This is a genomic window from Bacillus sp. JHAA (genome assembly GCF_036961585.1).
In the GTDB taxonomy this organism is placed as follows: Bacteria; Bacillota; Bacilli; order Bacillales; family Bacillaceae; genus Bacillus; species Bacillus velezensis.
In genome coordinates this window covers 1-13226 of record NZ_JBAMDE010000013.1, presented here as the reverse complement: position 1 = coordinate 13226, position 13226 = coordinate 1, and the positions used below count along the sequence as shown (strand labels likewise).

The window sequence follows — 13226 nt, the reverse complement described above, 5'->3', positions numbered from 1 at the left end:
CTGGAGAGGCTTGTCAAATACAGAAATAAGGTGAGTTCACATATGGATTTTGAAATCAAGTTTTTATCGTTTTATGTCATTCAAGTGGAAGGAAAAGATGAACAGGCAAACAAACAGTTCAAACATTTCCAGACCCTTGACACGGAAGAATTTGAAGAAAGCGAGCTGAAGGATTTTCTTGACGGGGAATTGAAGAAAATCGTCAAACGGAAAGCCGAACGGCATCCGCAATCCGAGCAAGTCCCAACAAAAATCGGCCATTTTATCACGGAGCCGGGCCATGAGCTTGATTCAAATCCGAATTACAACCTTTTCAACCGCGCCAGACTTGCGGATACGAAGGAAGCATTTATCGAAGCAAGCGAGCAGTTCGTCCGCACTTACCTTGACACGAGCGCTGTGCGCGGCGGTGTTTTTATCGTGGCATCGGCCGTTCCGCGCAAGTATTTTGAAGACAAATTCGTCTTTATGATGAAATGCGATTTCGAGCCGAAGGTCGCCCGCATCTCAGACGCCTCGTCTCTCATTAAAAAGGTCGAAATGGCCATCACGACAAAAAACATGAAAAGCATTCAATATCCGTATATGCCGGAAGAAGGCATGACGGAAGAGCATGAGCTGAAAATCCACCAGGCCTCGCACGCCCGTTATTTCGAAGATTTTCTCAAATTTGTCGAATACGGCGAATCGATGCCGGAAATCATGAAAAGCCAAGTCATGAACATGGTGCAGGAACACGTGTATGAAACGTTTGAAGAAAACAGCGAAGAGCTTCAGCAGTTTGAGCACGACATTGAAATTTGGGAAGCGAGTGAAAAGCGGGAAATTCAGGAGCGCCTCGACACTCATCAAGTCATCGAGGCATCCGCGCAGATCATTGAACACACGCCGGAAGCCGAGCTGAAAATGAAAGTCGGAGAAACAGAGATTAAAGGATTACTGGCTGATTTCGGCGAATCCATCCATCTCGCAAAAGTGAACGGGCGCTATGTCGCGCTCATTGAGGCGGAGACGATCTCGTTTGAAAAAGGCAGTTCGCCGGTGGAGTTTCACAAGCCTGAGGGGCTGCATGAGGTAATTGAACGGATACGGAATAAATCTGAACAAGACTGACAAAAGTCCAGACGCCATGTTCTGGACTTTCTTTATTTAATAAGGCTCTTTGAGCAATCGATAGCATTCCCTCATGATGTCCTGGACGCCGGGCGTTCCCTTTATCTCGCGGCGGACGATTTCAGATGAGAGATTCTGCACCTGTAATGCCCGCTCCGCCCGTCTTTCGAAGTATGCTTGACATGCAGTTTCATGGTTTTCGTGTTTTTGCAGTTCTTCACTAAGCACAATCGCGTCTTCAATCGCCATCGCCGCTCCCTGGGCCAATGTCGGCGCTCCTGCATGGACGGCATCCCCGCCCAGAACGACGCGGCCTCTGTGCCACGGTTCTTTGACCGCCATCTGCTCAATCTTATGAAACAAAACGGGATATTCCTTTGACATATTCTCTGTCACAAACTTTACTCCCGGAATTCCGCGCAGCAAGTCTTTCACCCGTTCAAAACGCGTGTCCTCGTCATCCCTGAAGTCAGCGTCATACGGCCGGATGATAAATACGTATCCTGTTTTTTCAGAGAGCGGCACGACTCCGACCTGCGTCTGCCCTTTTTTATACATCAGTGTCGAATCATGAAATATCGGCTCGGGAAAAGAAATGTAAAATCTGTGCGCTCCCATGCCGAGATACTCTGTTTTCACTTCTCTTTGCAGCATTTGATCGCGGACAGCGGAGCGAATGCCGTCAAAGCCGGCGAGGATGTCAGCCGTCATCGCGGTTCCGTCTGCACAATGCACCGTTATTTCATCTGCTGTTTCTTCGTAAGACACGACTTTTTTACCGGGCAGAATCGTGACCCCCGCCGCTTCAGCATGTTTTTTGAGGATATCGTTTAACGTTTGCCGCAATATATTATTCCGCCCCGGCAATGAATCATCTAAAAACGCCTCACTCACTTTAAACTGCAGCGTTCCGTTTTCATCATGCTGCTTCAGCCATTCCGTTTGAAAGCCGTGTTGACAGCATTCATCATACACACCGATTTCCCGCAGCACCCGCAGCGCATTTTGGGGCTGGAGAATGCCCGCTCCGCTTTTTCGCATGTCGGACGCCGCCTCGCAAAGGGTCACTTCAAAACCCGCTCTGCCGAGAGAAATCGCTGCGGACAGGCCGCCGATCCCTCCGCCCGCTATGATGATCTTTTTCACTTCATGGTTCATCACGATACCGCCTTCTCTATTTATTTATCATTCATTAACTATTAGCCACCTTACTATATAAGCTGAAAAACTGTCAATCTTTATAGGTTGCCTTTTGAATCCGGCAAGCTTATACTTTGAATCACTAAAATGGTACGGAGGCTTACAAAATGGAGTTGAGACATTTGCCGGATTACTCGCAGATTGCCGGACACGCTGAGATTTACGCCGATATGGATGCTGAATCATTGAAAACATTTTTGACGTTATTTGATATGTCTAAAAAAATGAATCAGGTCATGGAGCATTATTTCTCAAGTCACGGATTGTCCGAAGGGAAATTCAAAATTTTGATGTTTCTGTTTGACGCACCCGGACACAGCCTGAGTCCGACGGAGCTGGCGAAAAATTCCAATGTCACCAAAGCGACCATCACCGGATTGATCGACGGACTCGCACGGGACGGCTTTGTAAACCGCAGCCGGCATACCGGCGACAGACGAAAAATCAGCATCGAACTCACAAAAGAAGGAAAAGAAAAGCTGATGCTGTTTCTTCCCGGCCACTTCTCCAATATTTCAGGAGTCATGGAAAGCTTCACCGCTGAACAAAAAGCGGAATTGACAAAAATGCTTGAAGTATTATTTGATAAGCTTCTGCTGTTTTCCGGCGGCAGAACATAAAAAGGCGCCCCTCTCAACAGGGCGCCTTTTTCGCGCGGTTAATCATCACTGTTTAAAATTCCGAAAAACCGTAGCAGGTTGATAAACAGGTTAATAAAGTCGATATAAAGCGTCAATGCCATCAAAGGAATCAGGTCAGCCGTGATGTCCCGGTGCTTGATCTGGTTCAGATCGTATAAGATGTACATTGAAAACACAATCGTCCCGATGACGGAATACGCCATCATGGCGGCGGAATTCAGCGGGCTGAAAATATTAAAGATCCCCACTGCGAGAAGCGCGATGACAGCGACAAGCAAGAAGGACCATAAAAACGACAAGTCCTTTTTCGTCTTAACGCCGATCGTGCCGAGCACCGCAAAAATCACAAACGATGAACCGAATGCCTCCAATACGACATAGGCCCCCGCTGCGGACGCATAATGGCTGATAATCGGAAACAGCGTCATTCCGGAAATGAAAGCGAATGAAAAGACAAACACATATCCGACGGCTTTTTTTCGGCGCAGCCAAAATGCGGCGATGATCATGACGACCTCTAAGACCGACAGCGGCAGCATCAATGCCGGCGGAATGAACTGGCCCGTATACAGGCCGATTGTCGCAACTAAAAGTGTAAACACAAATACCGTTATAATGCGCTGCATAATAGATTGTTTGCTCTCATAAGCAGCAGTTTGCATGTCAAAAGTCCTCCCAAAAAAATGATCTTGATAGGTCTATTATAAATAAAATGGGAGAAATTCGCATGATTTTAAGAAGATTTTAAGGATGTCAGGCCTGACGTTTTGCTGCGCACTCCTGCCTATCCATGAAATCATGCAGTTTTTTCGTCAATCCGCCGTGCCCGAATCGGATATTCCCCTTCTGCCCCGGCGTTTTCGCAAAATCGAGGAATGCCAGCACATAAAGACGCCTGACGGGAATCGGAATGACGCCCGCATCATAAAACCAGCCGTCAATTGTATTGAGCACGCCTTTGTTAATGCCGTATTGCTTCGTGCACCAATGCAGAAAGCGCACTTCGGGCAGGTGTAGATACCGGCTCTCCCGGAAAGGAACAGTTGAATGCTTCATATGTACCGCCTCCTGTCATTGGCTGTTTTTTAAGATTGTTTTACTTCTTTGCTCTTCAGGGAAAATCGATATTTCTCCACCTTATCAATTTGTGTCACTTGGGAATTATGAACCGTAATCTGAACTGTCCCGAAATCGAGCGTTTCCAGCGCGCTGATAATCTTTTCGATCACATGCGGATCTACGTTTCCTTTGGACGTCATCATGCTCCCCCTTTATGTCTGGCCGTTCGTCTTTTGACAATGAGTGTTTTAATTCATACTATTCTGATAAGAAATATATAATTATACTATTATGTTTTCATTCAGAAATCAATAACATTTACACAATTTTTGGATATGTTTTCTTTGCGAAAACTTTCACTTCCTTCGCTTTGATATAAACCGTGTCATCCCGAAATCGACTCCCAAGGCGTCATATAGCTGTTTTTAAGAACGCAATCTTCCGTTCCGACATATTTACATTGTTTTCCGCTGACAAAAAAAAGCGCTCCGCCTCTGGCCGGAGCACCTTTTTTCTATGCTTTTGCTTCCTCGATCACACATGTGACACCCATGCTGGCGAGCGCCTGCTCCAGGGAGCCGTAAGTTTGATACTCTGAAAAATCAAGCCCCAATTGGATAGAAGTCTGTGCCACATCAGGCCGAATGCCGGAAAACACGGTTCTGATGCCGAGGAGAAATAACGTTTTCGACAGCATATACAATTGCTGCGCCACCATCGTATCGACAATGGGCACACCGGACAGATCAATCACAAGATTTGTGATCCGTTTGGCGACACAGTTTTCCGGCACCGACTCCAAAATCACGCGCGCCCGTCTCGTATCAATCGATCCGATGAGCGGCAGAGTGCCGATCGTATCCGCGATCAAAATAACCGGACAGCTCAATTCGGAAATAAGCTCCTGCTGAGATGACAGCCTCGCGATCATTAATTTCTGAAACTGTTCAGTAAAATCCGTCATCAGCTGATCAAACGAGCCGTTGACAAGGTGATTCCAGCGGCGGGCATCCTCGTTTGTTACGATGTCCTGATGCTCATCCATAAAACGGGTGACCGCCTCCCAAAAGACGGTTCTTGAATTGCCGATCGCCTCAACGACCTCATGAACCTCCGCGTCTTGCTCCACTCTGCTTTTCGCTACCTGTGCGGCCCATTTTTCTTTGTTATGCTGAAAAACGGCCGGATCTTCCAAAAAAGCGCTTGCGATGACCGTGTTTGTAAAGGTATGCTGCTCGATCAGCAGCCGTTTCATTTCCTCACTTAATTGATCCGCAGAATAAAAACGCCCTCTCAGCTTCCGTCTCAGCTTGAGCCATTTTTCCGTCAGCTCTGCCGAATGTGTAATAATATAATCATGAAGTAATTGGTCTTTGTTCACTGCCGTCTCCTCTTTCAAGAATATGTACTTTTGTCTAAATTATAAATCGGAATCGCCGATCGTACTAGAGAAATTAAAAAAAGCCTGCACATTAAAGCTTTTGATTGCTTTTTTCGGCAGGAGGATACACTATAAAAGAAATGAAACAGGAGGTCAGTATGATGATCAAAAAAATCGCGACAGTCGCCGTATACACTGATGATCAGCAAAAAGCGAAAACATTCTGGACGGAAAAAGCGGGGTTTGAAACCGTCGCCGAGCATCCGATGGGCCCGGGCGCCTTCTGGCTTGAGGTTGCGCCCAAAGGAGCTGCCACTCATTTGGTTATTTATCCGAAATCGATGATGAAAGGGGCCGAGCATATGAAGGCTTCTATCGTATTTGAGTGTGAAGATGTCTTTGCCGCATACGAACAGATGAAAAAGAACGGCATCACCTTTTTAGATGAACCGAAACAAATGGAATGGGGCAGCTTCGTGCAATTTAAAGATGAGGATGGTCATGTCTTTCTCCTGAAATCGTAATCCGTCATGCACCTTAATTGACTTTGAGAATTATTTTCATTTAAAATGTTGGATAAAGCGTGAAAAGGATTGGAGAGCTGCCAGATGTTTGTGCAAATCAGAAAAATGACCGTAAAAGAAGGACATGCCGACAAAGTAATCGAACGCTTCAGTTCAGAAGGCGTGATTGAAAAGCAGGAAGGTTTGATAGACGTAACGGTCCTGGAAAAAAAAGTCCGCCGCGGTGATGAAGAAGTCGTCGTGTTAATCCGCTGGGAGTCTGAAGACCATTGGAAACAATGGGAAAAAAGCGAAGACCACATCGCGGCCCACAAAGCAAACCAAGGCAAGCCGAAACCTGATTATATGCTTGGGACGGATGTCGGTATGTATCATGTCAGAGCCGTTAAAACAGGCGTACACGAAAAATAATAAAGAGCATTTGCCCCAGGGCAATGCTCTTTTTATTTTTTCTCCTCATACGGCAGGACAAACAGCGGTTTATCGGGCTTCCATTCCGCATACAACACGTCCTCCGTTTTTTTGATGTTCAGCTTTTTCAGCTCCTGATTCAGCTGCTTTTCTTCCAGCCCGGCTTCTTTCAGATTTTCATACAGCACTTCGCCGTCAATAATCAGCGTGACCGGCAAAGAGACCTGCTTCGGCTTTATTTGCATGTCGCCGTTTTTCGTCGTGTCATATTGAAATTTCGGCAGGACGCTGACCATCCCGTTTGTTTCTAAAATCGCGTACTCCGCTTCCTGTATGGAAAAGCAATTCGCCTGTCTGAGAAGGCTTTGCAATTGATTAATGTCCAGCTTATTCTTTTTCAGCACATCATATTTCAGTTTTCCTTTATGTATGATAATACTCGGCTCGCCTTCCAACAGCTTTCTGGAGCTTTTTACTTTCTGCGTAATCAGTTCGATGAGATAAATTAAAATCCCCCATAACAGAGAGGCAAAAATGATTTCAAAAATCCTGACGCCTTTATCATACACCGCATTTCCGACCAGTTCGCCGAGGATGAGCGCGGAAATAAAATCAAACGGCGTAATTTGCGAGAATTGAGTTTTTCCAAGCAATTTTAAAATCACAAATAAAATACCCAAACCGCATACTAACTCCCAAGCCACTGTAAGTAAATGTCCCATATTCGCACCTTCTTCTTAAAAGTCATTACCATTATGGACATTCGCCTGTTTTCTATACAGCGGCCGGCAACACACAAAAAAAACGCAGCCGAGGCCGCGTTTTTTCACTTCTGCTTACTGTTTTCGATTCGATCTGACGACCCGTAAGCACACCTCAGCGGCATAACCGGCGGCCGCTCCGGAACCCGCAAACATCGCGGCAAGCCCCAAGCCCATTCCTTCCCAGCCGCCGACACCGAAAATGCTGTAAACAACCGTACCGAAAGCAGTCAGGCCCAGCACCGCCAAAAGGCACTCAGGCCACATCTTTTTCGGCCATTTCTTGCGGAGCACAGCCGATACGGCAAAGTTAAGACAAAATGCGGCCAGACAGATCAGATAAAAAAACCCCATGTCTTTTACCTCCGTCATGAGAAGCTTTTTATTTACTCACCTTTTTTTCAAACAAATGATAACCCGGCGCGGATCCTTTTGGTTCGTACCCCATTCCGCTGTAAAACGACTGAAGCGCCTTGTTTTCGGACACGCAATCGAGCCGGATTTTCGTTTTTCCCGGACAAGACACACCCGTCTCCGCCCAAGTCATGATTGTCCGGCCGAGCCCCGCCCCTGCAAACCGCCTGTCAATCGCCAGCCGGTGGAGATATACGGACTCCTCATGTCCTTCATCGCCCCAAAGACGTCTGTCCCACCCGCTTGCTTCGGGAAGCAGCATGACGACGCCGGCCAGCTCTTCATTCTGCCTGAATAAAAAAACACACCCTTGGGCGATCGCCTCCCGCATATTGTGGGTATCTTCCCCTTGCAGAAGGCCGCTCCACTGGTTCGATCCTTTATCGCGAAGCCATTCTGCCGCTTGCACGAGCAGATCCATGACCTCTTTTGCATCATCTTTCCGGGCGGGGGTGACCCGGAATGCCCCCGCCTTCTCCTCCGTGATCGTAAAAGGTGTCATAAAATCCTCCTGTAATCAGAATATTCGACACCTTTATTATAGACCAAACGCAGAAAGGAAAAAAACAGCCGTCGTGTTTGAGGGCCGTTTAAAAAATTTTCTTCTTATCACGTTCTTCTTTTAAAATCTCAACCGCTTCCCTGAAACGCATAGAGTGGACGATTTCACGCTCACGCAGAAAACGGAGTGAATCATTCAGGTCAGGATCATCGGAAATATCAATAATCCATTGATACGTCGCTCTCGCCTTTTCTTCAGCCGCAATATCCTCATATAAATCAGCGATCGGATCTCCCTTCGCCTGTATGTAAGACGCTGTGAACGGAACTCCGGCCGCATTGTGATAAAACAGCGCGCTGTCATGGTTGACGTAATGATCACTGAGCCCTGCATCACGCAGCTGCTCCGGGGTCGCATCTTTTGTCAGCTTATAAATCATCGTCGCAATCATTTCTAAATGCGCAAACTCCTCCGTGCCGATATCCGTCAGCAGGCCGATCACCTTGTCAGGAATCGTGTAGCGCTGGTTTAAGTACCGGAGCGCTGCGGCCAATTCGCCGTCCGCCCCGCCGTATTGTTCAATGAGAAACTTAGCCAGCATCGGGTTGCATGTACTGACTTTAACCGGATACTGCAGCTTTTTTTCATATACCCACATTTACAGATCCCTCCTTATACTTGCCATGGCCAAGGACCGCGGCCCCAGTCCCATTGAGCGCCGACCTGACTCACGCCGAATTGCAGAAGCGGTCCGTACTCAGGCTCAAACCGCTTTCTCAGCTGTCTTGAGTACCGGGAATATTCATGAAACTGCTGAAGCGCGAGACGGTCATGGGGATGCGTATCCAGATAAAGCGTCAGCTCCACCAAGACAAAGTCCGCCGCCTGAATTTGCTCCAGCAGCCGATAATATTCATCATCAATCTTTTTCGCCATATTCGATTCCCCCCCGATAAGGATTATCATAGAAATCGTAAAGATCCTTCCAAAGGGTCCCTTTTCTCAATGCCTCCATCGGAGAAAACTGCTCCAAGTGATACGGCTGAAACCGCATATAAAGATGCGGCGGCGTTCTGAAGTATTTTCTTCCGATCGGCGGGCAGGGATCAAACCGGCTGTGGAAGGGTTTATAGGATTTGACCGGTGTAAACGGCTGATTTTCTTTCATTACGATCCTCCTTTCCTAAACACATGACCTTAATAGGTATGAATCCGTATCGGCATTTATGCCCTGTAAGAAAATAAGAAAAGCCAGCGCTTAGAAACGGTCACAAAAAAACACTCTTGCTGTTCCAAGAGTGCTTTTTCCCGAATGGTCAGATATATTGGCTTTCCCGATGATGATGATGATGGAACGGGTAGCCGCCGTAGCCTCCGCCATAGCCGCCAAAACCGTACCCCGGATATCCCCCGAAGCCTCCGTAGCCGCCGTAGCCGCCAAAACCGCCGTAACCGCCAAAACCGTATCCCGGGTATCCGTAGCCTCCGCCGAAACCGTATCCTGGATATCCTCCGTAGCCGCCGTAGCCGCCAAAACCGTACCCCGGGTAGCCTCCGAAGCCTCCATAGCCGCCGCCAAAGCCTCCGCCGTAAATCGGTCTTCTTTCATTCATGATTTATCGCTCCTTCACATAGGTTACAGTCCAGTTTATGACATCCGGAAGGAAACGTATGGGCATCCGCCCAGTTTTGGCGAAATAATCAATAATTGCTTACGGAGAAAAATACGATACAGGCCGACCGCTTAAGCAAAATAAAAAGGCCGGAACTTATGCCGCCCCGGCCTTTTTGTCTTTATTCGCCTAAATCTACATTGTGATAAACCTGCTGTACGTCTTCGAGGTCTTCCAGCACATCGATCAGCTTTTCAAATTGAGCTTTCGCATCTTCCGGAAGCTCGACTTCATTTTGCGCAAGCATCGTCAGCTCCGCAACGGTGAACTCTTCAACGCCGGCATTTTTGAATGCCTCCTGCACGGCATGGAATTGGTCAGGCTCGGCATACACGATCACACTGTCATCCTCTTCTAAAATATCGCGAACGTCCACATCAGCTTCCATCAGCAATTCCAGCGCTTCATCCGCCGTCTTGCCTTCAACGCCGATAACGGCAGTCGCATCGAACATGTAAGCGACAGACCCGCTCACACCCATATTTCCGCCGTTTTTCCCGAATGCGGCGCGCACTTCAGGCGCCGTGCGGTTTACATTATTCGTTAACGCATCAACGATGATCATTGAACCGTTCGGCCCGAAACCTTCGTAACGCAGCTCGTCAAAGTTCTCCTCCGCGCCGCCTTTCGCCTTTTCAATCGCACGCTCAATAATATTTTTCGGCACGCTGTACGTCTTCGCACGCTCAAGCACCACTTTTAACGCCTGGTTCGATTCCGGATCTGGCTCGCCTTGTTTTGCCGCCACATAAATCTCACGGCCGAACTTCGCGTAAATCCGGCTCGTATTTGCGTCCTTTGATGCTTTCTTTTCTTTAATATTGTTCCACTTACGGCCCATTTTGTTCCACTCTCTTTCACGAATTGAATCTGTATGATAAATACTCTGCTTCTATTATACCTCAGCGGTTGGGTTGTTTCGAGTGTAAGACATTAGAAAAAACAGGCACGCTTAAAATCACCGGAGCGCAGTAAGCCGAATGTGAGGGTTATTATACAAAACATAAAAAGCCTCCCTTCATACAGGAAGGAAGTCGCAAGCCAAAAGATTCATTTTATTCTTATTACCTATTTCCTACACTGTATATCCTGACTCACGTGGTAAAATTTTGATATCGAACAAAAGAAAGGATATGGTCATGAAAGTTTTCGAAGCAACCACCCTCCTCGCCGCCGCCAAACAGCGCGCGGGTGAATATAAAAAACTGCGCGGTCAGATGGTCAATCTAAAAAAAGCGTTTCAAGGTATGGCTGACCTCGGTGACAGCGACTTTTCAGGCCGGGGCGCTGACAACATCAAAGCTTTTTTTAAGGATCACGCCGGCGTCACAGACAGCTGGCTTGATCTGATCGACATGAAAATCGCATTTCTCACAAGCCTTCCCGGCAAGGTCGAAGACGCCGGACTTTTCAATTCGCATGTGGAGGAATCATTTCTGGAGCATGAGCTCACCCACGCCCTCAGTAAATCAAAGGCAATTATGGAAGGGCAAAAAAAGGACATGGGGTCCATCCTCAGAGAGATCGAAGACATCATCTCGCTTGATCTGTTTTCAACCGAAAGCACAGATCAGAAGCTTTCTTCAGCTGACAAAAAAAGAAGCGAAACCATACATAAGCTCGGGAAGCTTGATCACGATCTAACGAAGGAATACACAGAAACCGAAGCGAACGAACATTTCATCCAAGCCGACTTTCAGCAGCTTCAAAACGCCACAGGCAAAGGAAAAAGCGCCACGCCGCTTCACTACAACGCCAAAGCGTACCGTGAAAGTGATATTCATAAGAAAAAAGGCGATATCGCAAGGCACTCGGATGCTTATTTGACGATTAAAAAGGAAGAAGCGAAAGAGCGTGAAATCAAGGATCTGAAGAAAAAGCTGGCTGATGGTGTAACCGACCCGGATGAATACTTAGAAATCGCGAAGAAAATCGGCTATGAAAACCTTGAACCCGCTCAGGTGGGATATGTGATGCAGCTTGAACAAGCAAAACAGCTAGAAGAAGTCGGAGAAACGGCTTGGGATATCGTTAAAGGAATAGGCGTCGGCCTTTATGATGTCGGGAAAGACACCATAACCGGCGTCAAAGATCTCGCTGTCGGCGCATGGGATTTTTACCATCTCTCTGATGAACAAAAAGTCGCTAAAACCATATCAGCTGTATTGAACACGCCCTCCTACGCAAAAATCATATGGACAAACCTGGCGGATTCGTGGAATGATAAAATGGTTAACGGGGATGCGTATTCAAGATCACATTACATCACCTACGCCATCGGGAGCATTGTGGGACTCAAAGGTTCCGGTTCAGCTGTAAAAGTAACAAGCAAGCTCGCAAAAACAGGCGCCGCCAAAGTGGATAACGTCTTGGAAGCTGGAGAAAAAGCAGCTGCAAAACATGTGAAGACAGGTATCCAGAAAACTAAAGATTTCACCAATTCATTATCAAAAGGAAATCAACCAGCTTTTGCAGGAATTGTCCAGGATATTGAGAATACGCATAATGTGAAAAATACACCGCTTTTGAAGAAAGAGATTGAAGGACAGAAGTCGAAAGCTTTACAAGAAACTGAGATAATAAAAACCCAGAATGTAAAGAAACCTAGAAAAACAATAGTTCCTACAGTAAAAAGTGGTGAATTTAATAATTGGTTCAACTCATTAACCACAAAACAACTTGATGAACTTTGGGCAGATAAAAGAGTTAGAAGAGCAATTGAAAGACAACTAAGAGCACCCGGTGGAATGCACGAATGGCATTTAGTTTCCCGAGCTCCTACCTTTAAACATTGGAATATTACAGCGGAACAAATAAGAGATTTAAGAACTGCCATAAACGAAGTTGAGTTCGTAAATCCTGTTGGTAAACACGGGGGATTGGGCTCTACAGCTGCCCATAATGAATTGCTGGGAATTATTGATTCATCTCTAAACTATAATATATTTGTCCGAAGGTTGAATAATTGGGCAAACTATAGACTTAAAGGTGGAGTGGAAGCCCTGCCAAAAGGATTGAGGATTAAATAATAGGAGGTTTATATGGAACGTCAAAATTACGTATCATTGTGGATCGGAAGTATAAAGGATAATGAATCATTAGGTAAATATGTTGAATTAGTTTACAATGAAGATGAGGGTGATTTTCTTCCTTCCCAATTTTTAATTGACTTTGATATAGATATCGATGATTTAGATGAAGATTTTATAGAAAAAGTTGCACATGAAAATAATCGTAACAATTTACCTGCACTAATTGACGGCTGTTCATACGATAGTGTCATCTTACCTCGTTTCGAAGACATAGTAGGTACCACACTCCCTGATCAAATCAATGCTGCTGTTCTTTTATATAATTTTGAATATGACGGCAGGGAGAAAGAAATAACTGCAAAAAACTATTCATTTAAATTTATTGGTGCAGTTTCCTATGTTTAAAAGAAAAAATCATAATAAAGTATAATTCAGAATTACGTTTTCATAATGTAGTGATTATATGAGATGGTTATTTATACTACTTGGAAGAAGATAAAAAGTAGGATGACTAG

The 13226-nt window shown here is 46.1% G+C and carries 19 protein-coding genes; 6 read left to right on the top strand and 13 right to left on the bottom strand.

Annotated elements, in window-relative coordinates:
* The first annotated feature begins 42 nt into the window (after positions 1-42).
* Entirely contained in the window at positions 43-1113 is a 1071-nt protein-coding gene (locus tag V7728_RS19880; RefSeq protein ID WP_007609950.1) for a DUF3900 domain-containing protein, read from the top strand.
* Between the two features lie 36 nt (positions 1114-1149).
* Here the strand turns inward: V7728_RS19880 and V7728_RS19875 are convergent, their stop codons facing one another.
* Entirely contained in the window at positions 1150-2271 is a 1122-nt protein-coding gene (locus tag V7728_RS19875; protein ID WP_099566478.1) for an FAD-dependent oxidoreductase, read from the bottom strand.
* 149 nt (positions 2272-2420) lie between these two features.
* Here V7728_RS19875 and V7728_RS19870 point away from each other — a divergent pair, with 149 nt between their 5' ends.
* The gene (locus V7728_RS19870; protein ID WP_098081141.1) at positions 2421-2933 is read left to right on the top strand and encodes a MarR family winged helix-turn-helix transcriptional regulator; all 513 of its coding nucleotides are present in this window, start codon (positions 2421-2423) and stop codon (positions 2931-2933) included.
* Positions 2934-2971: 38 nt separating this feature from the next.
* Here the strand turns inward: V7728_RS19870 and V7728_RS19865 are convergent, their stop codons facing one another.
* The 4 genes from V7728_RS19865 to V7728_RS19850 all read right to left on the bottom strand — a co-directional run bounded on the left by V7728_RS19865 (position 2972) and on the right by V7728_RS19850 (position 5394).
* A complete protein-coding gene (locus V7728_RS19865) occupies positions 2972-3616 on the bottom strand; it encodes a Bax inhibitor-1/YccA family protein (RefSeq protein ID WP_098081139.1) in 645 nt (214 codons plus the stop codon).
* Positions 3617-3707: 91 nt separating this feature from the next.
* Entirely contained in the window at positions 3708-4010 is a 303-nt protein-coding gene (locus V7728_RS19860) for a hypothetical protein (RefSeq protein WP_043021004.1), read from the bottom strand.
* 29 nt (positions 4011-4039) lie between these two features.
* Positions 4040-4213, bottom strand: coding sequence for a YezD family protein (locus V7728_RS19855; RefSeq protein ID WP_003155693.1), 174 nt, complete (start codon positions 4211-4213; stop codon positions 4040-4042).
* Positions 4214-4527: 314 nt separating this feature from the next.
* Positions 4528-5394 carry an STAS domain-containing protein gene (locus V7728_RS19850; protein WP_007408939.1) on the bottom strand — a complete coding sequence of 289 codons (867 nt, stop codon included), beginning with the start codon at positions 5392-5394 and terminating at the stop codon, positions 4528-4530.
* A gap of 161 nt (positions 5395-5555) precedes the next feature.
* On the opposite strand from V7728_RS19850, the gene V7728_RS19845 reads away from it, so the two are divergent.
* Both V7728_RS19845 and hmoA read left to right on the top strand, forming a co-directional pair.
* Positions 5556-5918, top strand: coding sequence for a VOC family protein (locus tag V7728_RS19845; protein WP_007408938.1), 363 nt, complete (start codon positions 5556-5558; stop codon positions 5916-5918).
* A gap of 84 nt (positions 5919-6002) precedes the next feature.
* Positions 6003-6329, top strand: a complete 327-nt coding sequence (gene hmoA / locus V7728_RS19840; protein WP_003155696.1) for a heme-degrading oxygenase HmoA — start codon at positions 6003-6005, stop codon at positions 6327-6329.
* 32 nt (positions 6330-6361) lie between these two features.
* Here hmoA and V7728_RS19835 read toward each other — a convergent pair whose 3' ends face one another.
* The 8 genes from V7728_RS19835 to V7728_RS19795 all read right to left on the bottom strand — a co-directional run bounded on the left by V7728_RS19835 (position 6362) and on the right by V7728_RS19795 (position 10520).
* The gene (locus tag V7728_RS19835; RefSeq protein WP_012117024.1) at positions 6362-7051 is read right to left on the bottom strand and encodes a YetF domain-containing protein; all 690 of its coding nucleotides are present in this window, start codon (positions 7049-7051) and stop codon (positions 6362-6364) included.
* Between the two features lie 114 nt (positions 7052-7165).
* Positions 7166-7444 (bottom strand): YesK-like family protein, encoded by a 279-nt coding sequence (locus tag V7728_RS19830; RefSeq protein WP_012117023.1) that lies wholly within the window; start codon positions 7442-7444, stop codon positions 7166-7168.
* Positions 7445-7472: 28 nt separating this feature from the next.
* Complete coding sequence (locus V7728_RS19825) at positions 7473-8006, bottom strand: GNAT family N-acetyltransferase (protein WP_032867554.1); 534 nt, start codon at positions 8004-8006, stop codon at positions 7473-7475.
* An 88-nt stretch (positions 8007-8094) separates the two neighbouring features.
* On the bottom strand, positions 8095-8664 hold the full coding sequence (gene cotJC / locus V7728_RS19820) for a spore coat protein CotJC (RefSeq protein WP_003155700.1): 570 nt from the start codon (positions 8662-8664) through the stop codon (positions 8095-8097).
* A 14-nt stretch (positions 8665-8678) separates the two neighbouring features.
* Entirely contained in the window at positions 8679-8942 is a 264-nt protein-coding gene (gene cotJB / locus V7728_RS19815; RefSeq protein WP_007408934.1) for a spore coat protein CotJB, read from the bottom strand.
* On the bottom strand, positions 8926-9174 hold the full coding sequence (cotJA, locus tag V7728_RS19810) for a spore coat-associated protein CotJA (RefSeq protein WP_007408933.1): 249 nt from the start codon (positions 9172-9174) through the stop codon (positions 8926-8928). The genes cotJB and cotJA overlap by 17 nt, the downstream gene beginning before the upstream one ends.
* Positions 9175-9322: 148 nt before the next feature.
* The gene (locus V7728_RS20555; protein ID WP_025284388.1) at positions 9323-9619 is read right to left on the bottom strand and encodes a hypothetical protein; all 297 of its coding nucleotides are present in this window, start codon (positions 9617-9619) and stop codon (positions 9323-9325) included.
* A gap of 181 nt (positions 9620-9800) precedes the next feature.
* Positions 9801-10520 carry a YebC/PmpR family DNA-binding transcriptional regulator gene (locus V7728_RS19795; protein WP_003155709.1) on the bottom strand — a complete coding sequence of 240 codons (720 nt, stop codon included), beginning with the start codon at positions 10518-10520 and terminating at the stop codon, positions 9801-9803.
* Positions 10521-10818: 298 nt separating this feature from the next.
* On the opposite strand from V7728_RS19795, the gene V7728_RS19790 reads away from it, so the two are divergent.
* Together V7728_RS19790 and V7728_RS19785 are read left to right on the top strand one after the other, a co-directional pair.
* Positions 10819-12708, top strand: a complete 1890-nt coding sequence (locus V7728_RS19790) for a ribonuclease YeeF family protein (protein ID WP_099566477.1) — start codon at positions 10819-10821, stop codon at positions 12706-12708.
* A 12-nt stretch (positions 12709-12720) separates the two neighbouring features.
* Positions 12721-13116 (top strand): immunity 22 family protein, encoded by a 396-nt coding sequence (locus tag V7728_RS19785; protein WP_099566476.1) that lies wholly within the window; start codon positions 12721-12723, stop codon positions 13114-13116.
* The last annotated feature ends 110 nt before the right edge of the window (positions 13117-13226 follow it).

Coding starts and splice junctions, on each gene's coding strand:
- V7728_RS19835 (WP_012117024.1), bottom strand. CDS start 7,051: ATGGGACATTTACTTACAGTGGCTTGGGAGTTAGTATGCGGTTTGGGT.
- V7728_RS19865 (WP_098081139.1), bottom strand. CDS start 3,616: ATGCAAACTGCTGCTTATGAGAGCAAACAATCTATTATGCAGCGCATT.
- V7728_RS19855 (WP_003155693.1), bottom strand. CDS start 4,213: ATGACGTCCAAAGGAAACGTAGATCCGCATGTGATCGAAAAGATTATC.
- V7728_RS19860 (WP_043021004.1), bottom strand. CDS start 4,010: ATGAAGCATTCAACTGTTCCTTTCCGGGAGAGCCGGTATCTACACCTG.
- cotJA (WP_007408933.1), bottom strand. CDS start 9,174: ATGAAAGAAAATCAGCCGTTTACACCGGTCAAATCCTATAAACCCTTC.
- hmoA (WP_003155696.1), top strand. CDS start 6,003: ATGTTTGTGCAAATCAGAAAAATGACCGTAAAAGAAGGACATGCCGAC.
- V7728_RS19880 (WP_007609950.1), top strand. CDS start 43: ATGGATTTTGAAATCAAGTTTTTATCGTTTTATGTCATTCAAGTGGAA.
- V7728_RS19830 (WP_012117023.1), bottom strand. CDS start 7,444: ATGGGGTTTTTTTATCTGATCTGTCTGGCCGCATTTTGTCTTAACTTT.
- cotJC (WP_003155700.1), bottom strand. CDS start 8,664: ATGTGGGTATATGAAAAAAAGCTGCAGTATCCGGTTAAAGTCAGTACA.
- V7728_RS19785 (WP_099566476.1), top strand. CDS start 12,721: ATGGAACGTCAAAATTACGTATCATTGTGGATCGGAAGTATAAAGGAT.
- V7728_RS19875 (WP_099566478.1), bottom strand. CDS start 2,271: ATGAACCATGAAGTGAAAAAGATCATCATAGCGGGCGGAGGGATCGGC.
- V7728_RS20555 (WP_025284388.1), bottom strand. CDS start 9,619: ATGAATGAAAGAAGACCGATTTACGGCGGAGGCTTTGGCGGCGGCTAT.
- cotJB (WP_007408934.1), bottom strand. CDS start 8,942: ATGGCGAAAAAGATTGATGATGAATATTATCGGCTGCTGGAGCAAATT.
- V7728_RS19825 (WP_032867554.1), bottom strand. CDS start 8,006: ATGACACCTTTTACGATCACGGAGGAGAAGGCGGGGGCATTCCGGGTC.
- V7728_RS19845 (WP_007408938.1), top strand. CDS start 5,556: ATGATCAAAAAAATCGCGACAGTCGCCGTATACACTGATGATCAGCAA.
- V7728_RS19795 (WP_003155709.1), bottom strand. CDS start 10,520: ATGGGCCGTAAGTGGAACAATATTAAAGAAAAGAAAGCATCAAAGGAC.
- V7728_RS19870 (WP_098081141.1), top strand. CDS start 2,421: ATGGAGTTGAGACATTTGCCGGATTACTCGCAGATTGCCGGACACGCT.
- V7728_RS19790 (WP_099566477.1), top strand. CDS start 10,819: ATGAAAGTTTTCGAAGCAACCACCCTCCTCGCCGCCGCCAAACAGCGC.